Consider the following 23,554-nt stretch of genomic DNA (forward strand, 5'->3'; position numbering starts at 1 on the left):
GGCCAGGGCGCATATTTGCTCGATTCGTCGCCCAGGGCTCACCCGCAAAGCCCTGACCGCACACTCGATCACCGGGCGCCCATCACCTCGTCGGCCACACCCAGCGCCAGCGCCATGATCGACACCTGCGGGTTGACCTCCGGGCAGCTCGGCAGGATCGAGGCGTCGGCCACCCATACGCCGTCCACGCCGCGCAGCCGGCCGGCCTCGTCGACCGGGCACAGCTGAACGTCGGCGCCCGCGGCCGCCGTGCCGGTCGGGTGGAAGGCGGCCAGGTGCAGGCTTCGGGGGTCGCTGCGCCGCAACGCATCCCGCAGATCGGGCAGCGACGTCACCGTCATCGCGCCGGGCAGACCGGTGAGCACTTCGGTCGCCCCCGCGGCGAACAACAGCCGCCCCATCGCCTCGATCGCCACTACCAGCTTGCTGACGTCGGCGGGGGAGATGTTGTAGCGCACCAGCGTCTCGCCGCGCACCGTCGAAACCGACCCGACACCGCGATCGGCCACCATGGCGCCGAACGTGGCCACCCGGGGCGCGGCGTCCAGCCAGCCCAGCAGCTCCGCGCCGTAGCCGGGATAGACCATGGAGCCCATCCCGGGCGGGGTGGAGGTGGCTTCGATGAGCACGCCGTGCGATTCGTGCAGCTCGTGCACCGCGGCGCTTTGCAGCACCCCCTGCCAGGCGAAGACGTCGTCGTCGAAGCGCCCGGCGAGCATCGTCGCCGGATGCAGCGCCAGGTTGCGGCCGAGCCGCGGGTGCCAACCAAAGCCGCTGCGCCGCAGCAACCCCGGCGTTTCGGTGGCGCCGGCCGCCACGATGACCGTGTCGGCCAGGACGTCCAGCGCCGTGCCGTCGGGCCGCCGGGCCCGCACGCCGCGGGCGCGTCCATGCCGGTGCAACACCCGCTCGACACGGGCCTGCGAGATGATCCGCGCGCCCGCCGCACACGCCTGTGGCAGCGCGTTGAGGTGCACGCCGAACTTGGCGTTGCGCGGGCAGCCGATCGCGCACTGGCAGCACCCTTCGCAGCCTGGCGCGTTGCGCGGGATGGGGGCCGCCCGCCAGCCCAGCGTCGCCGCGGCCTCCAGCAGCAGCCGGCCGTTGCGGCCCATGATCTCCAGCGGCACCGGGGCGACCTGCAGCGTGCGCTCGACGTCGTCGAGGTGTTCGCCGAGCCGGTCGGGATCGGCCAGGGTGAGCCCGAAGTCCTCGCGCCAGCGCCGCTGCACCGCGGCCGGCGGGCGGTAGCAGGTGCCGGAGTTCACCACCGTGGTGCCGCCCACCGCGCGGCCGATGGGCAGCACCACCGAGGGCCGCCCCAGCGCGACGGTGGCGCCGGCGCCACGGTACAGCCCGGCGTAGCGATCGATGGGATGGGTCGTGCGGAATTCCCCGACCGTCCACCGGCGTCCCTCCTCGAGGACGACGACGTCCAGTCCGGCCCGCGCCAGCGCGCGGGCCACCATCGCGCCGCCGGCGCCGGACCCCACGATCGCCGCGTCGGCGGTGACAACGGAGCGGTGATCGGCCGACGAGACGATGTTCAGCGCCGCGTCGGGCCGCGCCGTCCCGTGCTCGGCGGCATGCGAAAGCAGCTCGGGCGCATAGGTTTCCGCGCCGTTGGCCAGCAACACGATCGCCTTGATGGCCTCGACGGCCGCGCCGGCGTCCGGGCTCAGCGCGGCGACCCGGCGCAGCACCCGCTCGCGTCGGTCGGGGGCCAGCCGCGCCATGGACCGGCCGGTGGTGACGTAGCTCGCCGCGGCCAGCGTGAGCAGCCCGGCGCGGGCCGCCACCCGTGACGTCGTCGGCAGCTGCCGCAGGTAGCGCTCGACGCGCTCCGCCAGCTCGGGCGCCGCCGGGCCGCCGCATTCCTCGGGCAGGAGCGCCGAACCGAACGAGGTGACCAGGCTCATATCAGCCGCGCCAGGCGGCGACCCATCTTGATGAAGAACGGGTAGGTGGCGAAGATGACGCCCGCCGCGGCGTGCAGCGGCCACTCCGCCTCGGCGGTGTCCACGCCGAAAACGCCGCTGTTCCACATGAAGTCGCGGCCATTGCGCGCGCGGAAGGGTCGCCACAGCAGCCCGAGACCGGGCACGTTGTGGTAAAGCCCGAATGACCCGCCGAAGAAGACGCCCAGGGTGGCGGCCTCGGCGACATCGCGTCGGTCGGCGGGCAGCCGCCGCTCGATGAGCACGCCGGAGGCGAACAGCAGTGGTGGGTCGAGCAGAAAGCTCACAAGGGGATCCTTTCGTTGACATCCGGTGCCGCATTGCCCCGCAGGCCCACCTCGGCGTGCCCGGTGCCCAGCACCGACCAGTGCCGGTCGTCGATCTCGATGTGGACATCGGCCTGTTCGGTGTTGGTGCACACCGCCTTGCCGCCGTCAGGGTCGGTGTATTCCAGGCTCACGCACCTGTCCGCCGGTTGGTCGATTCGGATGAGCACCCGCTTGCCACCGATGCGTCCCTCCAGCTGCCAGTGCGCCAGGCCAAGCGTGGTCCGCATCCGTAGCGACGGCAATATGCCTGCGGGCCAATCCTTTCCGTCGATGCGAAACCGGACGAACGCCAGCGGGGCCAGCCTGCGCAGCCCCGGCTTGTGCGAGACGGCGGTGACCGCTTCCACCACATCACCGTTGGCGAGATCGGCGTGCACCCATCCCCAGCGCTTGGCGTTGCCGTGCCCGTAGATGTGCGCGACCCCGCCGCGCCACCCCTCGAGGCGCAAAGCGGTGTCGGCCACGGTGAGCGAGCCGGCGAAGTCGGCGGTGGGGGCGAGGACGACCTGGGCGCCCGGCAGCAGCTCGCGGTCCCAGGCCGCGCGGGGAAACGTCCACAGCGGTGCGCCGGTGTCGGTCCAGGACATCTCCCAGGCGAGTGATCCGGCGCGGCCACTCAGCTGGTTGTCACCCACCCGCGCGCCTGCGGCGTCGAACCACCAGGGGCCCGACGCGGGCCGGGTGGGGGCGGGACCGAACCGCTCGGTGCGGGGCGGGCCGTCGGCCGGGAACCAGGTGGCCCAGCCGTGCGCGTAGGCGTCGCCCTTCAGCGGGGCAACCGTCTCGCAGTGCACCCACAGCCCGGCGCGCGTCGCCGGGTCCGACAGGGTGGCGTACCAGACCTCCAGGCGGCCGGGCTTGCCGCGCCAGCGTGGGGCCGCCGCCAATCGCATGTCGCCGTCCATTGCTCACCTTCCGTGGATTCGTCCACTATATTGGTTGAGCCAATGAACCAGTCAAGTCCGCTGCGCCCGCCCGACCGCCAACGCGTCGACGAACAGATCGCCGCGTCGATCACCGACGCGATCCTCGACGGCGCGTTTCCGCCGGGCACCGCCCTGCCGCCCGAGCGGGACCTGGCCGAACAGCTGGGCGTCAACCGCACGTCGCTGCGCCAGGGCCTGGCCCGGCTGCAGGAGATGGGTCTGATCGAGGCCCGGCACGGCAGCGGCAACGTGGTCGCGGACCCCCACGGGCTCACCCACCCCGCCGTGGTCGAGGCGTTGGTGCGCAAGCTGGGGCCCGAGTTCCTGGTAGAGCTGTTCGAGATCCGGGCGGCGCTGGGCCCGTTGATCGGCCGGTCGGCGGCGCGACGGGGCGCACCCGAGGATGCCGAGGCCCTGCGCGCCGCGCTGGCCGCGGTCCGCGACGCCGATAGCGCGCAAGCGCGGCAGGCGGCCGACCTCGCCTACTTCCGGGTGCTCATCGCGCACGGCGGCAACCGCGCGCTGGTGTTGCTGTATCGCTGGGTGGAGCACGCTTTCGGCGGCCGGGAGCACGAGCTGACCGCCGCATACGACGACGCCGCGCCAGTGGTGGCCGGCCTGGCCGCGATCACCGAGGCCGTGCTGGCCGGCGACGAGGCGGGGTCGGCCGCCGCGGTCGAGGCCTACCTACACGCCAGCGCGCAGCGAATGTTGTTGTCCTACAAGAAGACTGGTGCTACTCGGCGAGCCGAGTCGCCGGATGCACCGCAATGAGCCCCAACTTGCCGCGGCGTTTGCACATCGCCGCCAGCTCCGTGTAGGCCTTGGCGCCCAGCAGCTCGGTGAGCTCGTCGGCCATGCTCTCCCACACCTGCTTGGCGCCGACATGGGCGCCGGGGTCGCCGGTGCAGTACCAGTGCAGGTCGGCGCCGCCGGAACCCCAACCGCGGCGGTCGTATTCGGTGACCCAGGTCTTGAGGATCTCGGTGCCGTCGGGCCGGGTCACCCACTCCTGGCTGCGCCGGATCGGCAGCTGCCAGCAGACGTCGGGCTTCATGGTCAACGGCGCGACGCCGAGCTTGAGGGCCTTGCTGTGCAGCGCGCATCCGACGCCGCCGGGGAAGCCGGGCCGGTTCAGGAAGATGCAGGCGTCCTTGTGCTTGCGCGTGCGGTACTGAGGCTGGTCGTCGTGCTCGTCGAGCTCCAGATACCCCTTGCGGCCCAAGCCCTTTTCGCGGAATTGCCAGTCTTCGTCGGTCAGCTGCTGCACGGCGTCATCGAGCCGGGCGCGGTCGTCGTCGTCGGACAGGAACGCCCCGTGCGAGCAGCAGCCGTCGTCCGGGCGGCCCGCCACCGTGCCGTGGCAGGCGGGCGTGCCGAACACGCAGGTCCACCGCGACAGCAGCCAGGTGAGGTCGGCCGCGATCAGGTGCTCGGGATTGTCCGGGTCGTAGAACTCCACCCACTCGCGGGCGAAGTCCAGTTCGACCTCTTGTCCCGGTTCGGGGTAGGAATTCGCCACGGCGTCCACGTTAGTCGACGAATCCGGCTCTTCGACCCGCTGACACTCGGGGCCCGGCGGATCACAGATCGGCAACCTCCGCAGCGGGGCGCGACGCGGGGCCCGCCCGTATCCGACTAGGTTGTTTCCCGTGCGATTGGGCGTGCTCGACGTGGGCAGCAACACGGTTCACCTCTTGGTGGTTGATGCGCACCGTGGCGGGCATCCCACGCCCATGAGTTCGACGAAGGCCACGCTGCGATTGGCCGAGTCGATCGACAGTTCGGGCAAGATCACCAAGCGCGGCGCCGAGAAGCTGATCTCCACGATCGATGAGTTCGCCAAGATCGCGGACAGCTCCGGGTGCGCCGAGCTGATGGCGTTTGCCACCTCCGCGCTCCGCGACGCGGTGAACTCCGACGACGTGCTGGCCCGCGTCCGCAAGGAAACGGGCGTCGAGCTGGAGGCGCTGAGCGGCGTCGATGAGTCGCGGCTGACCTTTCTGGCGGTGCGCCGGTGGTACGGCTGGAGCGCGGGGCGGATCATCAACCTCGACATCGGCGGCGGCTCGCTGGAGATGTCCAGCGGTGTCGACGAGGAGCCCGAGGTGGCGCTGTCGCTGCCGCTGGGCGCCGGCCGGCTGACCCGCGAATGGCTGCCGGACGACCCGCCCGGGCGGCGACGGGTCGGGATGCTGCGGGACTGGCTGGACGCCGAGCTCGCCGAGGCCAGCGAGCAGGTGCTCGACGCCGGCGCGCCCGACCTGGCGGTGGCGACGTCGAAGACGTTTCGCTCGCTCGCGCGGCTCACCGGCGCGGCGCCGTCGGCCGCCGGACCGCGGGTGAAGAGAACGCTGACGGCAAACGGCCTCAGGCAACTCATATCTTTCATCTCTAGGATGACGACCGCTGACCGGGCAGAACTGGAAGGGGTGAGCGCCGAGCGTGCGCCACAGATCGTGGCGGGTGCGCTGGTGGCGGAGGCGAGTATGCGAGCGCTGTCGATCGAATCGGTGGATATCTGCCCGTGGGCGTTACGGGAAGGTCTCATCTTGCGCAAACTCGACAGCGAAGCCGACGGAACGCCCCTCATGAAGCGATCCGTGCGCGATGCTGGAGGCCAGGCAGGTGATCGGGACGGCAACCGATCGAGAGGCGACAAAGCATGACCGGACCACACTCCGAGACCGAGAGCCCCGGGACTCGGCCGATCTCGGTGGCCGAACTTCTGGCCAAGAACGGGACGATCGGCGCCCCCGCGGTCACGCGGCGCAGGCGCCGGCGGCGCGGCGACAGTGACGCGGTGACCGTCGCCGAGCTGACCGGCGAGATCCCGATCATCCGCGACGACGACGAGGACCCCCGCACGGCCGAACGGCCGGCCGCCGCCGAGGAAACCGAGCCCGAGCAGCAAACCGAAGACAAGCCCGCGGCCGCGTACTGGTCGCAGCCCGAGCCGCGATGGCCCAAGTCGCCGTCGCAACTCAAGAAGGCCACCGGCCCCGAGCGCAGCGCCTATCCGCGCCCCCTGAGCCACGGCGAGGCGGGGGAGACCAACGGCGCCGGGCAATCGGGCGCCGAGGACATGAATCCCGACCCGCTGGACCATTACTCCGATCTGCCGGTGGATGTGATGGATTCGGACGTGCGTGACGCCGAGCCGGCGTTGGAGGATTCCGCCTACGTGCGCTCCTACCTGCAGACCGAGTCCGACGAGGATGAAGAGGACGCGCAGGACCCGTTCGCCGCCGGCTTGTTGCCGCACGACGAGCGCGACGAGGACCACCTCGACGGGGCGGCTACGGCCACGGACGTCCACGCGGTCCCGGGCAGGCTCGGGGCGCTGTGGCGCGGCACCCTGGTCGTCTTCCAGTCGATCCTGGCGGTGGCATTCGGCGCCGGACTGTTCGTCGCCTTCGACGAGCTGTGGCGCTGGAACAGCATCGTGGCGCTCGTGCTCTCGGTGCTGGTGATCCTCGGCCTGGTCGTCGGGGTCCGGGTGGTGCGCAAGACCGAGGACATCGCGAGCACGCTGATCGCGGTCGCGGTCGGAGCGCTGATCACCCTGGGCCCGTTGGCGCTGTCGTTGCAGTCGGGCTAGGCGGACCGGGGACCACACAGACCCTTGCGCCCAGCTATCAAAGTCGGACTCTCAACGGCTTCGGTGTACCCATTGCGGGCCGAGGCCGCCTTCGAGTACGCGGCCCGGCTCGGCTACGACGGCGTCGAGCTGATGGTGTGGGCGGAGTCGGTCAGCCAGGACATCGACGCCATCGCCAAACTGTCCCGGCGCTATCGCATCCCGGTATTGTCCGTGCACGCGCCGTGCCTGCTGATCTCTCAGCGGGTGTGGGGCGCCAACCCGGTCCCCAAGCTGGATCGCAGCGTGCGGGCCGCCGAACAGCTCGGCGCGCAGACCGTCGTGGTGCACCCGCCGTTCCGTTGGCAGCGGCGCTACGCCGAGGGATTCAGCGACCAGGTCGCCGAACTGGAGGCCTCGAGCGACGTGCTGATCGCGGTGGAGAACATGTTCCCGTTCCGGGCGGACCGGTTCTTCGGATCGGGCCAATCGCTGGAGCGGATGCGCAGGCGCGGCGGCGGCCCGGGTCCGGCGATATCGGCGTTCGCGCCCTCCTACGACCCGCTGGACGGCAACCACGCCCATTACACGCTGGACCTGTCCCACACCGCGACCGCGGGCAGCGACTCGCTGGACATGGCGCAGCGGATGGGCGGCGGATTGGTGCACCTGCACCTGTGCGACGGCAGCGGCCTGCCCGCCGACGAGCACCTGGTGCCCGGGCGCGGGACGCAGCCCACCGCGGAGGTGTGTCAGCTGCTGGCCGGCAGCCACTTCGCCGGCCACGTCATCTTGGAAGTTTCCACGTCCAGCGCGCGTTCAGCCAATGAGCGCGAAAGCATGCTCGCCGAATCGTTGCAGTTCGCCCGCACGCATCTGCTGCGCTGACAACCCAGGAGACCATGAACGCGTTATTCACCACCGCGATGGCATTGCGGGAGGTCGGCCCCGGCGTCTTCGAGGGCGAGCTCAACAAGCACTGGACCATCGGTCCCAAGGTGCACGGTGGCGCCATGCTGGCGCTCTGTGCCAACGCCGCCCGCACCGCCTGCAGGGGGCCGTCGACCGACTTTGACGCGGTTCAGCAGCCGGTGGCGGTGTCGGCGAGCTTCCTGTGGGCGCCGGATCCGGGGCCGATGCGGCTGGCGACGTCGATCCGCAAGCGCGGCCGCCGGATCAGCGTCGTGGACGTCGAGCTCACCCAGGGCGACCGGACCGCCGTGCACGCCGTGGTCAACCTCGGCGAGCCCGAACACTTTCCGCCCGACGGCGACGCCAAGCCGCTGCTGTCGGCCAACCCGGTGGTGGACCTGATGGCGCCCGAGCCGCCGGACGACATCGCACCGATCGGGCCGGGCCATCCGCTGGCCGGCCTGGTCCACCTCGGCGAGGGCTGCGACGTGCGACCGGTGCTGTCGACGCTGGGCCCGACGGCCGACGGAGGCCCGCCGGTGATCCAGATGTGGGCACGCCCCCGCGGCGTCGCCCCCGACGCCCTGTTCGCGCTCATGTGCGGGGATCTGTCGGCCCCGGTGACCTTCGCCGTGGAACGCACCGGCTGGGCGCCTACCGTCCAGCTGACCGCCCTCCTGCGCGGCCTGCCCGCCGATGGATGGCTGCGAATCATCGCGACGTGCACCGAGATCGGGCACGACTGGTTCGACGAGGACCACACCGTCGTCGACAGCATGGGCCGCCTCGTCGTGCAAGCCCGTCAACTGGCGTTGGTCCCTGCCGCTGGATAGGCCCGGGGGTCTGCGATGCTGTCGGGCATGGCAAGAATCGCGATCATCGGTGGCGGCAGCATCGGGGAGGCGCTGCTCTCGGGTCTGCTGCGCGCGGGCAGGCAGGTCAAAGACCTGGTGGTGGCCGAACGTGTTCCCGAGCGCGCCCAGTACCTGGCCGACACCTATTCGGTGTTGATCACCTCGGTGGCCGACGCGGTGGAGAACGCGTCCTTCGTGGTGGTCGCGGTGAAGCCCACCGACGTCGAACCGGTGCTCGCGGAGCTGACCCGGGTGGCGGCCGCGTCCGAGAGCGACACCGCCGAGCAGGTGTTCGTCACCGTCGCGGCGGGCATCGGCATCTCGTATTTCGAATCCAAACTGCCGGCCGGGACGCCGGTGGTCCGGGCGATGCCCAACGCGGCGGCGCTCGTCGGCGCGGGGGTGACCGCGCTGGCCGCGGGCCGGTTCGTCACCGCCCCGCAGCTCGAAGGGGTGTCGGCCCTGTTCGACTCCGTGGGTGGTGTGCTGACCGTGGCGGAAGCCCAGATGGACGCCGTGACCGCGCTGTCGGGGTCCGGCCCGGCTTATTTTTTCTTGATGGTCGAGGCGCTGGTGGATGCCGGGGTGGCGGCCGGGCTGAGCCGGGAGGTGGCCACCGACCTGACGGCGCAGACGATGGCCGGGTCCGCGGCCATGCTGCTGGAGCGGATGGACGCCGACGGCCGGCCGGGGGAGGGCGAGGCGCCGGGGTTGCGCGTGGACGCCACGGCGACGCAGCTGCGGGCGACCATCACCTCGCCGGGCGGCACCACCGCCGCGGGGTTGCGCGAACTGGAACGGGGTGGCCTGCGGGCGGCCGTCGACGCGGCCGTTCAGGCCGCCAAAACGCGCTCTGAGCAGCTAAGAATTACATCGGAGTAATCCAAGAAATTTCAACTGATTGTCCCCCACCAGTACCAGTAACCCCATTAGTCCCGCTATTCTCCTCTTTGTATGCACGTGTGGGTGCCAGCGGAGGGGAAGCCGCTGGCATTGCGGGTGCCTGACACGATTGGGTTGCGATGACGTCTACGAACGGGCCATCGGCGCGCGATTCTGCTGGTAAGCGGGACACCGGTTCCGGCGAGGGCCAGCAGGGCAGGACACAATTCTTGACCGTCGCCGAAGTGGCGGCGTTGATGCGGGTCTCCAAGATGACGGTGTACCGGCTGGTGCACAACGGCGAGCTGCCCGCGGTCCGGGTCGGGCGGTCTTTCCGGGTGCACGCCAAGGCAGTGCACGACATGCTGGAGACGTCTTACTTCGACGCGGGCTGACCCGAAACCACACTCCGCCCCTCGCTCGGTGGTCGCCGGCGCCATTTGGTGTTCGGTGCGTCCCGCCGGGTAAAGTGTCCGGGTCAATCCTGCAAGCAGGTCACGGGTCAGATAGCGGAGTTCATGGGTTCAGTAATCAAGAAGCGGCGCAAGCGCATGTCGAAGAAGAAGCACCGCAAGTTGTTGCGCCGCACTCGGGTGCAGCGCAGAAAACTCGGCAAGTAAGGCCCGCCCGCGGCGTCGTGCTGCGGTCTGTGCTGAGTCGATAGGCTGTTTGGGTGGATCAGTCGAGTGGGGATGGCGCCGGAACCGGCGACACCGCGAGCCACACGGTGCACTACCCCAAGGTGGTGCTGGTCACCGGTGCGTGCCGATTCCTGGGTGGCTACCTGACGGCCCGGCTCGCGCAGAACCCGATGATCAACGCGGTCATCGCGGTCGACGCGATCGCGCCCAGCAAAGACATGCTGCGCCGGATGGGTCGCGCGGAGTTCGTCCGCGCCGACATCCGGAATCCCTTCATAGCCAAGGTGATTCGCAACGGCGAAGTGGACACCGTAGTGCACGCGGCCGCGGCGTCGTACGCGCCGCGATCCGGTGGCACCGCGGCGCTGAAGGAAATCAACGTGATGGGTGCGATGCAGCTATTCGCGGCCTGTCAGAAGGCGCCTTCGGTGCGCCGCGTGGTGGTCAAATCGACCTCCGAGGTGTACGGGTCCAGCGCGCACGATCCGGTGATGTTCACCGAGGACAGCACCAGCCGGCGGCCGCTGCGCGGCGGTTTCGCCAAGGACAGCCTGGACATCGAGGCCTATGCCCGCGGACTGGGGCGGCGCCGGCCCGACATCGCCGTGACCATCCTGCGGCTGGCCAACATGATCGGGCCGGCGATGGATACCACGTTGTCGCGGTACCTGGCCGGGCCGCTGGTGCCCACGATGTTCGGCCGCGACGCGCGACTGCAGTTGCTGCACGAGCAGGATGCGCTGGGCGCGCTGGAACGCGCGGCGATGGCCGGCAAGGCCGGCACGTTCAACGTCGGCGCTGACGGGATCATCATGCTGTCGCAAGCGATCCGCCGGGCTGGCCGGATTCCGTTGCCAGTACCCGGTTTTGGCGTGTGGGCACTCGATTCGCTGAGACGGGCCAACCGTTACAACGAGATCAGCCGCGATCAGTTCGCCTACCTGAGTTACGGCCGCGTCATGGACACCACCCGGATGCGCGCGGAGCTGGGCTATCAGCCGAAGTGGACGACTGCCGAGGCTTTCGACGACTACGTTCGCGGCCGCGGCATGACTCCCATTATCGACCCGCATCGGGTACGCTCCTTGGAAGGTCGCGCCATTTCCCTAGCGCAGCGCTGGGGCAGCCGAAATCCAATTCCGTGGGGTGGGGTCAGGTAGGTATCGTGGCGGGTGAAAACAGAGCGAATGTTATTCCGCTGCATACGAATCGGGGTCGGGTAGCAGCACGCCGGAAAGCCGATCAACGCGCGGAGTCAGCCCGCCAGCATCCCTCGTTACTCTCGGATCCGCACGGTCGGGCGTCGGCCGAGCAGATTGCCGCCGTCGTCCGCGAGATCGATGAGCACCGGCGGGCGGCCGGCGCCGGGTCGTCGGATGTGTCGCTCAACGATCTCGCCCGGCGCGTTGCCGCGGTCGCCGGGTTCATGCGCCAGCGGATCACCGGTGATTACACCGTCGACGAGTTCGGTTTCGATCCACACTTCAACAGCGCGATCGTTCGCCCGTTGCTGAGGTTCTTCTTCCGGTCGTGGTTTCGGGTGGAGGTCAGCGGCGTCGAAAACCTGCCCAGCGAGGGCGCCGCGTTGGTGGTGGCCAACCACGCCGGGGTCCTGCCGTTCGACGGGTTGATGCTGTCGGTGGCCGTGCACGACGAGCACCCCGCAAAGCGCGACCTGAGGCTGCTCGCCGCCGACATGGTGTTCGACCTGCCCGTCGTGGGTGAAGCCGCCCGTAAGGCCGGCCACACCATGGCCTGCACCACGGACGCGCACCGGCTGCTCGCCGCAGGCGAGCTGACCGCCGTGTTTCCCGAGGGCTACAAGGGGTTGGGCAAGCGCTTCGAGGACCGTTATCGGTTGCAGCGGTTCGGCCGCGGCGGGTTCGTCACCGCGGCGCTGCGCACCAAGGCGCCGATCATTCCGTGCTCGATCATCGGCTCGGAAGAGATTTACCCGATGCTGACCGACGTGAAGTTGCTGGCGCGGCTGTTCGGGCTGCCCTACTTCCCGATCACGCCGCTTTTTCCGCTGGCGGGGGCCGCGGGCCTGGTGCCGCTGCCGTCGAAGTGGCGCATCGCGTTCGGCGAGCCGATCTACACCCACGACTACGCCGCGTCGGACGCCGAGGACCCGATGGTCACCTTCGAGTTGACCGATCAGGTGCGCGAGACCATCCAGCAGACGCTGTACCGGTTGCTCGCCGGGCGGCGCAACATCTTCTTCGGCTGACGCTTTTCGTTTATTGACCCGGCGGGCTTCGGTATCCGGCCTGGCGCTGACGCGAAAACGCCCCGGAGCCAAGGGCTTCCGGGGCGTTTTTCGGGCGAATTACTTGACCATGGTGAACTGACAGACGTTGGTGTAGCCGTCGCGGAACAGGTCGGAGCAGCCGCGCAAATACTTCAGGTAGATGTCGTAGGTTTCCTGCCCCTTCAGGGCGATCGCCTCTTCCTTGTGCGCCTCGAGCGCGTCGCCCCAGGCGGTCAGCGTCGGGACGTAGTTCTTGCCGATGAAGTGATGGCGCTCGATCTTGAAGCCCGCGTCGGTCGCGTACTTGTCGACCAGGTCGACCTGGGGCAGCTTCCCGCCGGGGTAGATCTCCTTCAAGATGAAGCTGATGAAGCGCAGCAGGGTCATGTTCACCTGCAAGCCCATCTTCTTGCCCTCTTCGGCTGAGGGCACCACGATCGAGTGCAGCAGCATGCGGCCGTCGTCGGGCAGCAGGTCGTAGTACTTCTTGAAGAAGGTGGCGTACCGCTCGTACCCGGCGTCACCCGCGCCGTCGGCGAAGTGCTCGAACGCGCCGAGTGACACGATGCGGTCGATCGGCACGTCGCCGGGAAATTCCTCCCAGCCCTGGATCCGCACTTCCTTGCGGCGGGGGCTGTCCATCTTGTCGAACTCGGCCACGCAGTGGGCGTACTGGTTCTCGCTGAGCGTCAGGCCGATCACGTTGACGTCGTACTCGGCCACCGCGTGCCGCATCGTCGAGCCCCACCCGGAGCCGATGTCGAGTAGCGTCATCCCGGGCTCGAGGTTGAGCTTGTCCAGCGCGAGCTTGCGCTTGGCGTACTGCGCCTCTTCCAGCGTCTTGGTCAGGTTCTGCGGGTCGGGGTTCTCGTCGAAGTAGCCGCAGCTGTAGGTCATCGACGGGTCAAGCCAGAGCTTGAAGAACTCGTTTGATTTGTCGTAGTGCGAGCGGACCTTCTCGACCGGCGGCTTGAGCTGGGTGCTGCCGGTTTCCCCCTGTGACGTCATTGAAATCGACCCTACTTTCCAGCTGATATTGATGCAATCGCGGCCACTGTTGCGTCAGTGTCGGCTTGGGTTGTGGCTTCTCCCAGCATCGTGACTACGCTGGTGATAAGCGGTGTCCCGTCGGCATCTGTTACCTCGCTGCGGATCTGAGCGAGCACGGTGCCATGGGACTCGATCACCGAGTCTAGATAGGTGTCGAAGTAAAGCTTATCGCCAGCGACGATCGGTCGGTGGAATTTGAATTTCTGATCGCGGTGGATGACTCGGGCGATGTTGATCGGGATGCTGAACTTGGTGAAGATCTCCAGCTGCACCCGCCGCCCCGCGATCGCCAGGAACGTCAACGGCGCCACCAGCGAGTCGTACCCGTCGGCGGCGGCGTCGGCCTCGCTGAAGTGGGAGGGGTGATCGTTCTTGACCGCGATCGCGAATTCCCGGATCTTCTCCCGTCCGACGAGGAAGTAATCCGGTGCCCGGTAATGGCTGCCGATGAGCCCTTCGGCCTCTTTGGGGGTCGTCATGCCGCTGTCGCCTCCGCTCGAATTGGTCTCAGCGGCGCAGCCTATCAGCGCGATTGCCGCCGGGATGCCACCGCGGCCAGTGCGCCACCGGCCGCCCCCAGCGCCAGGGCCGACGGGACCCCGATCCGGGCGGCCTTGCGGGCGGTGCGAAAGTCCCGGATCTCCCAACCGCGTTCGCGGGCCAGCGTGCGCAGGCGCGCGTCCGGGTTGATGGCGACGGCGGTGCCCACCAGCGAGAGCATGGGCACATCGTTGAAGCTGTCGGAGTAGGCCGTGCAGCGTTTGAGCTTTAGCCCCTCCCGGATCGCCAGCGACCGCACAGCATGCGCCTTGCCGGTCCCGTGCAGGATGTCGCCGACCAGCCGGCCGGTGAACACCCCGTCGAGGGATTCCGCGACGGTGCCCAGGGCGCCGGTGAGGCCGAGCCGTCGCGCGATGATCGCCGCGAGTTCGTAAGGCGTGGCGGTGATCAGCCACACTTGCTGGCCCGCGTCGAGGTGCATTTGGGTGAGTTCGCGGGTGCCCGGCCAGATCTTGTCGGCGATGATCTCGTCGTAAATCTCCTCACCCAGCGCCACCAGCTGTTCGACCGACCGGCCCTCGATGAAGGCGAGCGCCTTGCGGCGACCGGCGGCGACATCGTTGCTGTTCTCCCTGCCGAGGACCTGAAATTTGGCCTGGGCATAGATGAAGCCGAGCACATCGCGATAGGTGAAGTAGTTGCGCGCGGCCAGCCCGCGGCCGAAGTGCACCGCCGAGGAGCCCTGCACCAGCGTGTTGTCCACGTCGAAGAAGGCGGCCGCGGTCAGGTCGATCGGCGGCTGCGGCCGATCCTCGCCGGAGGCGGCCTTCTCGGCTTGCAGCCCTTCCAGCGCGCGGGCGGCGCTGGCGTCGGCGGCCAGCGACTCCAGGTCAGCGCGACTGACGTCTCCGTTGACCGGGTCAGAGGAAGTCATCGCCAAACCTCCAAGATCGCTGTGTTGCCTGGCGAACCGGTGGGTCCCGGCACTCAACCCTATCCGTCGGGTGGCGGGGAATGCGGTGCGTGTTCGGCAAGCTCACAGTCGGTCGTTGGGTGGTGCCACGAGTGAGCGCTCGGCAGTCCGGTCCTTTATTCGCGTCAGCTGATCCACTTGAGGGTCTCCGGGAAATAAGCCAACTATAAAAGTAGATTGCTTAGCCGAAAACCAGGACCTCGGGACCAGATGGTGGCTACTTGAGTCGCAATCGGTCCGCTAGGTCCAACCCATCTGGTTACCACGGCCGACGATTCCTTCACGCCGTGTGCGTGACTGCTCCCGCCGATTAATTGTCACGCTCCATTGCTCTCGTCGAGCCCTAAAGCTTTTCGATCAACAACTACCCAATCGTCTGCGTTGTTCATCACCTGGACACCTTTAATGTCAGGCAACGCACGGAGCATTTCTTTTAACGCAGACCAGCGCAGGCCCCCGTATCGAATTCCGGGACGAAGCCGGCTAGTATACGCACGTATCACAGGTCCGAGCGGTTCGATCAGAAAAGAATTCATGCTCTGACGGCCGTCATCTCTTGTTGAGCGACTCATCTCAAGGAATATCTCGCGATCCTCAAGCGCGGCTGTCACTGCAGAAACCGAACTCATGGATTTGGAGCCAACGGCACGGCTCACCGATTCCTCGACAGGGTCGGATGCATGATCTTCTTTGGGCGACGTCGCATCAACGGCGTTTTCGAGGAAGTCAAGATATGCCGGAATATGAGCCTTATGAATTGAAACCCATTCTGAAGTCCGATTTGTTACGATTACCCAATCGAGCTCCGGCATTTTGAGGCCTGCCTTCAGCGCGGACTCGAACGTTGCCCCTGCGAAGGAGTCCGGTAGATCCGGATGTGATTTAGAAGTATATAACATCATGGCGTGGGCGCCATCCGGAAGCAAAAGCAAGGGAACCGCTTTAACTTCCGCATCATCGCGAAACGTCGCTTCAAACGGCAGAAAAACTTCGTGGTGCTTTAAGGCAAGGATTGCTCCGCGAAGATCGGCTTGCTCCTGCGTACGAGCCGCCGTGCTTATCAATTCATCGACGTTCTCGCTATTTGCCACGTGAATTAGGCCTTTCGTAAGGGCTCAATTCTCCAGAATTCTCGTCCCATATACCTTCTACATCATATACCTTGCCGGTCGGACAGGTACCGTCGTAAGTGCATACGGCGAGGTGGACATTCCCCATGTCGTTCTCAAGTAGTTCGCTCAGCCTCGTCGGAATTAGCACTGTCCGCGGTTCGCCGAGGATATTCAGTCCGTCGGGTGGGTAAATCGTGTAGTCGGGTATGGATTCGCCTGCACGGAAGACCTGCGAAAAGACTCGAGACGTGTCACCGCGGGTCTCGATGAGGTTGCCGAGGGCGTCAGTGATTGATGACCCATGCTCGGCGTACGCGGTGACCGTGGTTCCGCGAGGCACGAGCGTTGGACCGTGAAGGGGGTTGTACCCCCCGTGGCCGCTAATCACGACATCACCTGTCATTTGGTCGGCGGCATCAACGGGTAAGAGCGGTGCTCCCGCTGACGGGTGGTCGCCATGGCCGGTTAGAGGGCTGTCGGTCGGCGACGGTGGCTCCGTCGCGTTGCCTTCCCCGGGCATCGGGTCTGATGGTGACGCTTCGCCCTCGACCGGGCGAACAGGGCCATCGTGGGGGCCGGGCATCTCGGCCGGGTGCCCACCCGGTTCCCCGCCGTGGGGCATGTCGCCGAGCGGGGTAGGAGCTTCGGGAGGTACGCCTCCGCCCATGGGCATCGAAGGCGGCGTCGGCAGGTGCGGCTCCGGTAGTGAGGGGAGACCCGCGCTGGGAGTTGCAGCGGCCGGTGCGCCACCGGGCGAAGTCGGCGCGTGGGCCGGCACCGGATCGGCCGGCTTGGAATGGGGTACTGGCGCCTGTTCGGCCGACGCGGGCACCGCCGGCTTGCTGCCGGGCTCAGTTGGCGCGACCGCCGGTTTGGGTGGCTCTCCGGTGGGGGGTTTCTCGCCGATCGGTGGCTTGGATTCCGTGGGGCTGTGCGGAAGTGGGCCATCTGCGGGCCCGGGTGCCGGCTTGCCCGACGCTGGGGGTGGACCCGATTCCGGCTTGCCCGGGGCTGCGGGGGGTCCCGATGCCGGCGGCTTGGGACCTGCGGGCGGCGGCTCCGTCGGGGGCTTCACCGCGGGCGGTTTCACGCCCTCCGGCAGTCGCGCCTCCCGCAAACCTTTGAGCGCATCGCTCATACCTCGACCGAGCTTGCCGAGCTTGGACAGCGGCCCACCGGGCACCGCCAAAGTTGCTACGTCGAAGAGGGTCTTTCCGAATGCTTCGTCGGGGTGCTCGGACCACTCGTCCCAGTGGGTGACCTGCTTGCCCAGCGCTTTCCACGCCTCGCCGGCCCCGTGTAGACCGTCGGGACCCAAGCCCGCCAGCGTCGCTTCCCCTTCGACCATGCCGACCGTGTCTCTGAAGAAGCCAACCGGATCGCTTTGGAGGCGGGTTGGGCTGAATTGGTTGAGGCCCTCGAGGTAGTCGTAGCCCTCCTCGCCCAGGCCCTTCAGAGACTGGCCCACGTGATTGAGGACCCTGCCAACCCCGGTGCCATGCAGGAAGTGGTCCCACTCTTTTCCCGCCCAGCGGCCCATATCCTCAATCGCTGTGGCAGCAGCCGACATGGTGGCGCTGAGTTGGTCGCCCAGCGTCTCGGCTTCCTGCGCAAAGTTGTTGACCACCGTGCGGATGTCGTCGGCGATCCTCTTGATCTCGTCTTCGTCTTCGTCGGTGAGCCACTCCCAGACCTCTTTGATTCCGGTCAAGGGGTCACAGATGCGCGACAACAAATCCAGAATCGCCGCGTGTACCTTGTCGACCTTGGCCGCATAGCTGTTGAGCTGCGCGGCGATCGTTTGGCACTGACGTGCGACGTTGATGGTGGCGTTGGAGGCATCCGCCAACGCCTTGTTGATGGCGGCGCCCTCCGGTATCTGCTGGGAGGCGATGGCGGCCATCGTCCCCCCGCCCGCTGCCGTCTCGGTGGCCACGAAGTTCGCGCCCGCGGTGGCCCACGCCGCCGCGGCGGCTCGCAATTTCGCCGAATCTCCACTGGGCCAGATCATTCCGATGTATGGAGCCACCCAGCCCCAGCCCGCCGGGGCGCCGCTGCCTGCGCCCACTGCCGACGGCGGCTTCGCCCCGACGGTCATGGGCGCGGTCACCTGCGGTGCCGGCAAACCCGCGGCCTGGCCGGTGACATCCGACAGCGCCTCGGCCAGGGCATAGTTGTGGGCCGACATTCGCACCCCGTCGCCGATGCTGCACAACCCGTTGCGGATGCTGGTCATCGCCTCGACCGCCTTGGCCGCGGCGCCGTCATATTTCCGACCCAGCGCCGCGCCCACCGGATCGTCGCCGGCCATGCCCGCGCTGCCGCCCAGCGCGGCGGTCAACGTCGAGATCACCGACCCCAGCGACTCACCGGCCGCCAGCACCGTGGCACCGGTGCGATCTAGGGCCGTCGGGTCACACGCCAGCGGCGCCATCTGTTCACGACCACATGCCGAGATTCGTCGACATCGCCCCGGTGTAGTTGCCGTGCGCGGTCGCGGCCACCTTTTTAAGCTGCGCCAGCGCCTCGCGCATCATCGCCTCACCACGCACCCAGTGCTGATGCGCCTCGGCGTGCGCGGCCGCGGCCTCACCCGTCCACGTTGTGTGCAAACGCGTTACGCGGGAATCGATTTCGGCGATCATGTCCTCGGCGTGGCGCTGGAAGGTCGCCATCCGTTGTACCGCGTCGGCCAATGACTGCGGATTCACCCGAAATGCCTCAGCCACCGCGCACCCCCCGTTCCGCCTGGGCGGAGCCGGCCTCGTTGGCCTGATAGGCCTCGCCGGCCTCACTCACCAGGTGCGCCAACACCGACAACCCCAGCTGCACCTCGCGAGCGCCACGGTGCCAAAGCTCCCACGCCGAGCCGTACGCCTTCCCCGCAGCGCCCTGCCAGCCCCCTAACATCTGACCGACCTGATCGTCGAGCTGGTCCAGCTGAGCCGAAAGGTGCTCTGCCGCGCCGCGGATGGACACGGCGTGGCTCTGCATCACCACCGGGTCAACCCGTACGGTCTCGTCGGCCATAACCGGAAAATAATGCCAGCTAGATGTCCCCACAAGTCACCGGTGCCAGACTGATGGCCATGACCGACGAACCCCGACGGCCGCAGGTGGAACTGCTGACCCGCGACGGCTGCACCATCTGCGAGCGGGTGCATGACCGGCTTAGGGAGCTCGCACCCGAGCTGGGTTTCGAGCTGTCGACGACCGACGTCGACGCCGCAGCGGCCGCCGGCAACCCGGCGCTGCGGGCCGAATTCGGCGACCGGCTGCCCGTGATCCTGCTGGACGGTCGCGAGCACAGCTACTGGGACCTTGACGAACCCCGGCTGCGTGAGGACCTCGGTCGATGACGGTGCGGCCGCCGGCGGGCCGGTGTGACGCTGGGCAATTATTTGGTAGCCCACCTGATAAGCGATTACCGTGGAAACCAGTTCAGTTACTGGAGGAAGCAAGGGAGCTGGCCAGGTGATGCTGCCGTGAGCGTCTTGCTCTTCGGGGTTTCGCACCGCAGTGCGCCGGTCTCCGTCCTGGAACAACTCAGCATCGACGAATCCGATCAGGGCAAGATCGTTGACCGAGTGTTGCAGTCGCCGCTGGTGACCGAGGCGATGGTGCTGTCGACATGCAACCGGGTCGAGGTCTATGCGGTGGTCGACGCGTTCCACGGCGGGTTGGCGGCCATCGGGCAGGTGCTGTCGGAGCACTCCGGAATGTCGATGGGGGATCTGACCAAACACGCGTACGTCCGCTACAGCGAGGCCGCCGTCGAGCACTTGTTCGCGGTGGCCAGCGGCCTGGACTCCGCGGTGGTCGGTGAGCAGCAGGTGCTCGGCCAGGTGCGCCGCGCGTACGCCACCGCGGAAAGTAATCGCACCGTCGGTCGGGTGCTGCACGAGCTGGCCCAACGGGCGCTGTCGGTGGGCAAGCGGGTGCATTCCGAGACCGCCATCGACGCGGCCGGCGCCTCCGTGGTGTCGGTCGCCCTCGACATGGCCGAACGCCGGCTGGGCGGTCTGGAAGGCAAGACGGCCGCGCTGGTCGGCGCCGGCGCGATGGGCGCCCTGGCCGCGGCCCACCTGACCCGCTCCGGCGTCCAGCGCGTGCACGTCCTGAATCGGTCGCTGTCCCGGGCGCAACGGCTGGCCCGCAAGATCCGCGAATCCGGCGTACAGGCCGACGCGATGTCCCTCGACCGCCTGGCCGACGCGGTGGCCGACGCCGACGTCGTGGTCAGCTGCACCGGCGCGGTGAGCCCGGTGGTGACGCTGGCCGACGTGCACCACGCGCTGGCCGCCGCGCGCCGCGACGAGTCGACCCGTCCGCTGGTCATCTGCGACCTGGGCATGCCCCGGGACGTGGATCCAGCGGTCTCCGGCCTGCCCGGGGTGTGGGTCGTCGACGTGGACCGTGTGCAGCACGAGCCTTCGGCGCACGCGGCGGCGTCCGACGTGCACCATGCCCGCCACATCGTGGCGGCCGAAGTGGCCGCCTACCTGGCCGGCCAGCGGATGGCCGAGGTCACCCCGACGGTGACCGCGTTGCGCCAGCGCGCCGCCGACGTGGTGGAGGCGGAGCTGCTGCGCCTCGACAACCGGTTGCCCGGGCTCGAGACCGCTCACCGCGAGGAGGTGGCGCGCACCGTGCGGCGGGTGGTGGACAAGCTGCTGCACGCGCCCACGGTGCGGATCAAACAACTCGCCAGCGCCCCCGGCGGCGACAGCTACGCCGAGGCCCTGCGCGAACTTTTCGAACTCGACCAGACCGCCGTCGACGCCGTCGCTGCGGGCGAATTGCCCGTCATAGCAACGGGATTCGATGCCGGAACGCAAGAATCCGCCGCCGAGTAGCCGATTGGCGAATGTGATCCGGATAGGTACCCGGGGCAGTTTGTTGGCCACCACCCAGGCCGGCGTCGTCAGGGACGCCTTGATCGCCAACGGCCACCCCGCGGAATTGGTGATCATCACCACCGCCGGCGACCGCTCGTCGGCGCCCATCGAGACCCTGGGTGTCGGCGCCTTCACCACCGCGTTGCGCGAGGCCATCGACGACGGCCGAGTGGATGCCGCGGTGCACTCGCACAAGGATTTGCCGACGGCGGACGACCCGCGGTTCACGATTGCGGCGATACCACCCCGCAACGACCCCCGCGACGTGGTGGTGGCCCGCGACGGGCTGGTGCTGGGGGAGTTGCCACCGGGTTCGCTGGTGGGAACGTCTTCCCCACGCAGGGCCGCGCAGCTTAGAGCATTGGGTCTCGGTTTGGAAATCCGCCCCCTACGAGGCAACCTAGATACCAGGTTGAACAGGGTAAGCAATGGTGATCTCGACGCGATCGTGGTGGCCCGGGCCGGACTGGCCCGCCTCGGTCGCCTCGACGATGTCACCGAGACGCTAGAGCCGGTGCAGATGTTGCCAGCACCGGCTCAGGGCGCGCTCGCCGTCGAATGCCGCGCGGGTGATGACTTGGTCGCGGTGCTGGCGGAGCTGGACGACGCCGACACGCGCGCGTCGGTCACCGCGGAGCGAGCCCTGCTGGCCGAACTGGAGGCGGGTTGCTCCGCACCGGTGGGCGCGATCGCCGAGGTGGTCGAGTCCATCGATGAGGAGGGCCGCGTCTTCGAAGAGCTGTCGCTGCGCGGTTGCGTGGCGGCGCTGGACGGGTCCGACGTGATACGCGCGTCCGGCATCGGCACCGCCGATCGGGCGTGGGAGCTGGGGGTATCGGTCGCCGCGGAGTTGTTCGAACTCGGCGCCCGAGAGCTGATGGCCGAAGCGCGGCAGGACCCGAACCGAGGAAATTAATTGCGAGTGACGTGGGAGCGACAATGACGACGCGAGGGCGTAAGCCGACACCCGGCCGCATCACGTACGTGGGTTCGGGGCCCGGCGATCCGGGTCTGTTGACCACCCGGGCCGCAGCGGTCTTGGCGAACGCCGCCCTGGTGTTCACCGACCCCGACGTGCCGGAGCCGGTGCTGGCGCTGATCGGCAAGGACCTACCACCGGTTTCCGGCCCGGCTCCGGCCGACGCCGCCGCCGGCGATGGCGACGCGGCCACCGGCGGAGCCCAGCAGCCGGCGGTGATATCGGCCGGTCCGGATGTCCGCCCGGCGCTGGGCGAGCCGGCCGAGGTGGCTAAGACGCTGACCGCGGAGGCCCGTACCGGTGTCGACGTGGTGCGGCTGGTGGCGGGCGACCCGCTGACGGTCGACGCGGTGATCACCGAGGTGAACGCGGTCGCGCGGAGCCACCTGCACATGGAGGTCGTGCCCGGCCTGGCGCCGACCGGCGCCGTACCCAGCTACGCGGGGCTGCCGCTGGGCTCGTCGCACACGGTGGCCGACGTGCGCGACCCGAATGTCGATTGGGAGGCTCTGGCCGCGGCGCCCGGCCCGCTGATCCTGCAGGCCACCACCTCGCATCTGGGCGATGCGGCGCGCACCCTGATCGACCACGAGCTGGCCGAGAGCACGCCGTGCGTGGTGACCGCGCACGGCACCACCTGCCAGCAGCGGTCGATCGAGACGACGCTGGGCGGTCTGACCGACTCCGCCGTGCTCGGCGGGACGGACCCGGCGGGCCCGTTGACCGGGCCGCTGGTGGTGACCATCGGCAAGACGGTGGCCAGCCGGGCGAAGCTGAATTGGTGGGAGAGCCGCGCGCTGTACGGCTGGACGGTGTTGGTGCCGCGCACCAAGGACCAGGCCGGCGAGATGAGCGAGCGGCTGACCTCCTACGGCGCGCTGCCGATCGAGGTGCCGACCATCGCCGTCGAGCCGCCCCGCAGCCCCGCCCAGATGGAACGGGCCGTCAAGGGTCTGGTCGACGGCCGCTTCCAGTGGGTGGTGTTCACCTCGACCAACGCGGTGCGTGCGGTGTGGGAGAAGTTCGGCGAATTCGGTCTGGACGCGCGGGCGTTCTCGGGCGTCAAGATCGCCTGTGTCGGCGAGTCGACGGCGGACCGGGTCCGGGCGTTCGGCATCAGCCCCGAGCTGGTGCCGGCCGGCGAGCAGTCCTCACTGGGCCTGCTGGACGACTTCCCGGACTACGACAGCATTTTCGACCCGGTGAACCGCGTCCTGCTGCCGCGGGCCGATATTGCCACCGAGACGCTGGCCGAGGGTCTGCGCGAACGCGGCTGGGAGATCGAGGACGTCACCGCCTACCGGACGGTGCGCGCCGCCCCGCCGCCGGCGGAGACGCGGGAGATGATCAAGACCGGCGGCTTCGACGCCGTGTGCTTCACCTCCAGCTCGACCGTGCGCAACCTGGTCGGCATCGCCGGCAAGCCGCACGCGCGGACGATCATCGCCTGCATCGGTCCCAAGACGGCTGAGACGGCCGCGGAGTTCGGTTTGCGGGTGGACGTGCAGCCCGAGACGGCCGCCGTCGGTCCGCTGGTGGACGCCCTGGCCGAGCACGCCGCCCGGTTGCGCGCCGAGGGAGCGCTGCCACCGCCGCGTAAGAAGAGCCGCAGGCGCTAGTGGGCGCGGTGCGGGCGAGCGTGCGTGTCTGTACGACGACACGCCGTAGAGCGCGTACAACTACGCACCCTCGCAGCGGCGAAACCGCT

25 protein-coding genes are annotated in these 23,554 nt (G+C 68.4%); 14 read left to right on the plus strand and 11 right to left on the minus strand.

Annotation, left to right across the window (positions count from 1 at the left end; genetic code table 11):
- Positions 1–68: 68 nt before the first annotated feature.
- Genes A5695_RS18810 through A5695_RS18820 form a run of 3 tightly spaced genes read right to left on the minus strand, consistent with a single transcriptional unit; the run spans position 69 to position 3,192 of the window.
- The gene (locus A5695_RS18810) at positions 69–1,919 is read right to left on the minus strand and encodes a GMC family oxidoreductase N-terminal domain-containing protein (protein WP_068085406.1); all 1,851 of its coding nucleotides are present in this window, start codon (positions 1,917–1,919) and stop codon (positions 69–71) included.
- Positions 1,916–2,245, minus strand: coding sequence for a hypothetical protein (locus A5695_RS18815; protein WP_068085409.1), 330 nt, complete (start codon positions 2,243–2,245; stop codon positions 1,916–1,918). The genes A5695_RS18810 and A5695_RS18815 overlap by 4 nt, the downstream gene beginning before the upstream one ends.
- Positions 2,242–3,192 (minus strand): hypothetical protein, encoded by a 951-nt coding sequence (locus tag A5695_RS18820; RefSeq protein WP_068085412.1) that lies wholly within the window; start codon positions 3,190–3,192, stop codon positions 2,242–2,244. Before A5695_RS18820 ends, A5695_RS18815 begins: the two co-directional genes overlap by 4 nt.
- Positions 3,193–3,234: 42 nt before the next feature.
- On the opposite strand from A5695_RS18820, the gene A5695_RS18825 reads away from it, so the two are divergent.
- The gene (locus A5695_RS18825) at positions 3,235–3,987 is read left to right on the plus strand and encodes a FadR/GntR family transcriptional regulator (protein WP_068085415.1); all 753 of its coding nucleotides are present in this window, start codon (positions 3,235–3,237) and stop codon (positions 3,985–3,987) included.
- Here the strand turns inward: A5695_RS18825 and A5695_RS18830 are convergent.
- Positions 3,950–4,744 carry a hypothetical protein gene (locus A5695_RS18830; protein ID WP_068085418.1) on the minus strand — a complete coding sequence of 265 codons (795 nt, stop codon included), beginning with the start codon at positions 4,742–4,744 and terminating at the stop codon, positions 3,950–3,952. The genes A5695_RS18825 and A5695_RS18830 overlap by 38 nt on opposite strands.
- Before the next feature lie 121 nt (positions 4,745–4,865).
- Here A5695_RS18830 and A5695_RS18835 point away from each other — a divergent pair, with 121 nt between their 5' ends.
- The 9 genes from A5695_RS18835 to A5695_RS18870 all read left to right on the plus strand — a co-directional run bounded on the left by A5695_RS18835 (position 4,866) and on the right by A5695_RS18870 (position 12,312).
- Positions 4,866–5,882 carry a Ppx/GppA phosphatase family protein gene (locus tag A5695_RS18835; protein WP_067306251.1) on the plus strand — a complete coding sequence of 339 codons (1,017 nt, stop codon included), beginning with the start codon at positions 4,866–4,868 and terminating at the stop codon, positions 5,880–5,882.
- Positions 5,879–6,814, plus strand: a complete 936-nt coding sequence (locus A5695_RS18840; protein WP_068085421.1) for a hypothetical protein — start codon at positions 5,879–5,881, stop codon at positions 6,812–6,814. Before A5695_RS18835 ends, A5695_RS18840 begins: the two co-directional genes overlap by 4 nt.
- 24 nt (positions 6,815–6,838) lie before the next feature.
- The gene (locus A5695_RS18845) at positions 6,839–7,681 is read left to right on the plus strand and encodes a sugar phosphate isomerase/epimerase (RefSeq protein ID WP_068085424.1); all 843 of its coding nucleotides are present in this window, start codon (positions 6,839–6,841) and stop codon (positions 7,679–7,681) included.
- Between the two features lie 14 nt (positions 7,682–7,695).
- A complete protein-coding gene (locus A5695_RS18850; RefSeq protein WP_068085427.1) occupies positions 7,696–8,538 on the plus strand; it encodes a thioesterase family protein in 843 nt (280 codons plus the stop codon).
- Between the two features lie 27 nt (positions 8,539–8,565).
- On the plus strand, positions 8,566–9,441 hold the full coding sequence (gene proC, locus A5695_RS18855; protein WP_197515546.1) for a pyrroline-5-carboxylate reductase: 876 nt from the start codon (positions 8,566–8,568) through the stop codon (positions 9,439–9,441).
- A 140-nt stretch (positions 9,442–9,581) separates the two neighbouring features.
- Positions 9,582–9,836 carry a cell division/environmental response transcriptional regulator gene (locus tag A5695_RS18860; protein WP_046185670.1) on the plus strand — a complete coding sequence of 85 codons (255 nt, stop codon included), beginning with the start codon at positions 9,582–9,584 and terminating at the stop codon, positions 9,834–9,836.
- A 123-nt stretch (positions 9,837–9,959) separates the two neighbouring features.
- Positions 9,960–10,061 carry a 30S ribosomal protein bS22 gene (locus A5695_RS27790; RefSeq protein WP_003402602.1) on the plus strand — a complete coding sequence of 34 codons (102 nt, stop codon included), beginning with the start codon at positions 9,960–9,962 and terminating at the stop codon, positions 10,059–10,061.
- Positions 10,062–10,114: 53 nt separating this feature from the next.
- A complete protein-coding gene (locus tag A5695_RS18865) occupies positions 10,115–11,242 on the plus strand; it encodes an SDR family oxidoreductase (RefSeq protein ID WP_068085433.1) in 1,128 nt (375 codons plus the stop codon).
- A complete protein-coding gene (locus A5695_RS18870; protein WP_197515547.1) occupies positions 11,224–12,312 on the plus strand; it encodes a lysophospholipid acyltransferase family protein in 1,089 nt (362 codons plus the stop codon). The genes A5695_RS18865 and A5695_RS18870 overlap by 19 nt, the downstream gene beginning before the upstream one ends.
- A gap of 99 nt (positions 12,313–12,411) precedes the next feature.
- Here A5695_RS18870 and A5695_RS18875 read toward each other — a convergent pair whose 3' ends face one another.
- The 7 genes from A5695_RS18875 to A5695_RS18900 all read right to left on the minus strand — a co-directional run bounded on the left by A5695_RS18875 (position 12,412) and on the right by A5695_RS18900 (position 18,999).
- The gene (locus tag A5695_RS18875) at positions 12,412–13,341 is read right to left on the minus strand and encodes a cyclopropane mycolic acid synthase family methyltransferase (protein ID WP_067282300.1); all 930 of its coding nucleotides are present in this window, start codon (positions 13,339–13,341) and stop codon (positions 12,412–12,414) included.
- A gap of 11 nt (positions 13,342–13,352) precedes the next feature.
- Complete coding sequence (locus A5695_RS18880) at positions 13,353–13,862, minus strand: MaoC family dehydratase N-terminal domain-containing protein (RefSeq protein ID WP_068085436.1); 510 nt, start codon at positions 13,860–13,862, stop codon at positions 13,353–13,355.
- A gap of 44 nt (positions 13,863–13,906) precedes the next feature.
- A complete protein-coding gene (locus A5695_RS18885; protein ID WP_068085439.1) occupies positions 13,907–14,818 on the minus strand; it encodes an HAD family phosphatase in 912 nt (303 codons plus the stop codon).
- A gap of 356 nt (positions 14,819–15,174) precedes the next feature.
- Entirely contained in the window at positions 15,175–15,948 is a 774-nt protein-coding gene (locus A5695_RS28715) for a hypothetical protein (RefSeq protein ID WP_156749740.1), read from the minus strand.
- Positions 15,938–18,403, minus strand: coding sequence for a putative adhesin (locus A5695_RS18890; protein WP_068085442.1), 2,466 nt, complete (start codon positions 18,401–18,403; stop codon positions 15,938–15,940). Before A5695_RS18890 ends, A5695_RS28715 begins: the two co-directional genes overlap by 11 nt.
- 4 nt (positions 18,404–18,407) lie before the next feature.
- Positions 18,408–18,698: a WXG100 family type VII secretion target gene (locus A5695_RS18895; RefSeq protein ID WP_068085445.1), complete on the minus strand. Its 291-nt coding sequence runs from the start codon at positions 18,696–18,698 to the stop codon at positions 18,408–18,410.
- Positions 18,691–18,999, minus strand: coding sequence for a WXG100 family type VII secretion target (locus A5695_RS18900; protein WP_068085448.1), 309 nt, complete (start codon positions 18,997–18,999; stop codon positions 18,691–18,693). The genes A5695_RS18895 and A5695_RS18900 overlap by 8 nt, the downstream gene beginning before the upstream one ends.
- A 59-nt stretch (positions 19,000–19,058) precedes the next feature.
- On the opposite strand from A5695_RS18900, the gene A5695_RS18905 reads away from it, so the two are divergent.
- The 4 genes from A5695_RS18905 to A5695_RS18920 all read left to right on the plus strand — a co-directional run bounded on the left by A5695_RS18905 (position 19,059) and on the right by A5695_RS18920 (position 23,465).
- A complete protein-coding gene (locus A5695_RS18905; RefSeq protein ID WP_068085590.1) occupies positions 19,059–19,328 on the plus strand; it encodes a glutaredoxin family protein in 270 nt (89 codons plus the stop codon).
- 126 nt (positions 19,329–19,454) lie between these two features.
- Positions 19,455–20,825, plus strand: coding sequence for a glutamyl-tRNA reductase (locus tag A5695_RS18910; protein ID WP_068085450.1), 1,371 nt, complete (start codon positions 19,455–19,457; stop codon positions 20,823–20,825).
- A gap of 13 nt (positions 20,826–20,838) precedes the next feature.
- Positions 20,839–21,783: a hydroxymethylbilane synthase gene (gene hemC / locus A5695_RS18915; RefSeq protein ID WP_068085594.1), complete on the plus strand. Its 945-nt coding sequence runs from the start codon at positions 20,839–20,841 to the stop codon at positions 21,781–21,783.
- Positions 21,784–21,806: 23 nt separating this feature from the next.
- A complete protein-coding gene (locus A5695_RS18920; protein ID WP_068085452.1) occupies positions 21,807–23,465 on the plus strand; it encodes a uroporphyrinogen-III synthase in 1,659 nt (552 codons plus the stop codon).
- Positions 23,466–23,554: the final 89 nt, after the last annotated feature.

The organism is Mycobacterium sp. E1747 (genome assembly GCF_001667775.1).
Classification (GTDB): Bacteria; Actinomycetota; Actinomycetes; order Mycobacteriales; family Mycobacteriaceae; genus Mycobacterium.

Excerpts from the sequence above, each read along its gene's own strand:
- A5695_RS18860 (WP_046185670.1), top strand. The coding sequence starts at position 9,582 with ATGACGTCTACGAACGGGCCATCGGCGCGCGATTCTGCTGGTAAGCGG.
- A5695_RS18840 (WP_068085421.1), top strand. The coding sequence starts at position 5,879 with ATGACCGGACCACACTCCGAGACCGAGAGCCCCGGGACTCGGCCGATC.
- A5695_RS18890 (WP_068085442.1), bottom strand. The coding sequence starts at position 18,403 with ATGGCGCCGCTGGCGTGTGACCCGACGGCCCTAGATCGCACCGGTGCC.
- A5695_RS18905 (WP_068085590.1), top strand. The coding sequence starts at position 19,059 with ATGACCGACGAACCCCGACGGCCGCAGGTGGAACTGCTGACCCGCGAC.
- A5695_RS18875 (WP_067282300.1), bottom strand. The coding sequence starts at position 13,341 with ATGACGTCACAGGGGGAAACCGGCAGCACCCAGCTCAAGCCGCCGGTC.
- A5695_RS18880 (WP_068085436.1), bottom strand. The coding sequence starts at position 13,862 with ATGACGACCCCCAAAGAGGCCGAAGGGCTCATCGGCAGCCATTACCGG.
- A5695_RS18850 (WP_068085427.1), top strand. The coding sequence starts at position 7,696 with ATGAACGCGTTATTCACCACCGCGATGGCATTGCGGGAGGTCGGCCCC.
- A5695_RS18885 (WP_068085439.1), bottom strand. The coding sequence starts at position 14,818 with ATGACTTCCTCTGACCCGGTCAACGGAGACGTCAGTCGCGCTGACCTG.
- A5695_RS27790 (WP_003402602.1), top strand. The coding sequence starts at position 9,960 with ATGGGTTCAGTAATCAAGAAGCGGCGCAAGCGCATGTCGAAGAAGAAG.
- A5695_RS18810 (WP_068085406.1), bottom strand. The coding sequence starts at position 1,919 with ATGAGCCTGGTCACCTCGTTCGGTTCGGCGCTCCTGCCCGAGGAATGC.
- proC (WP_197515546.1), top strand. The coding sequence starts at position 8,566 with ATGGCAAGAATCGCGATCATCGGTGGCGGCAGCATCGGGGAGGCGCTG.
- A5695_RS18825 (WP_068085415.1), top strand. The coding sequence starts at position 3,235 with ATGAACCAGTCAAGTCCGCTGCGCCCGCCCGACCGCCAACGCGTCGAC.
- A5695_RS18900 (WP_068085448.1), bottom strand. The coding sequence starts at position 18,999 with ATGGCCGACGAGACCGTACGGGTTGACCCGGTGGTGATGCAGAGCCAC.
- A5695_RS18820 (WP_068085412.1), bottom strand. The coding sequence starts at position 3,192 with ATGGACGGCGACATGCGATTGGCGGCGGCCCCACGCTGGCGCGGCAAG.
- A5695_RS18920 (WP_068085452.1), top strand. The coding sequence starts at position 21,807 with ATGACGACGCGAGGGCGTAAGCCGACACCCGGCCGCATCACGTACGTG.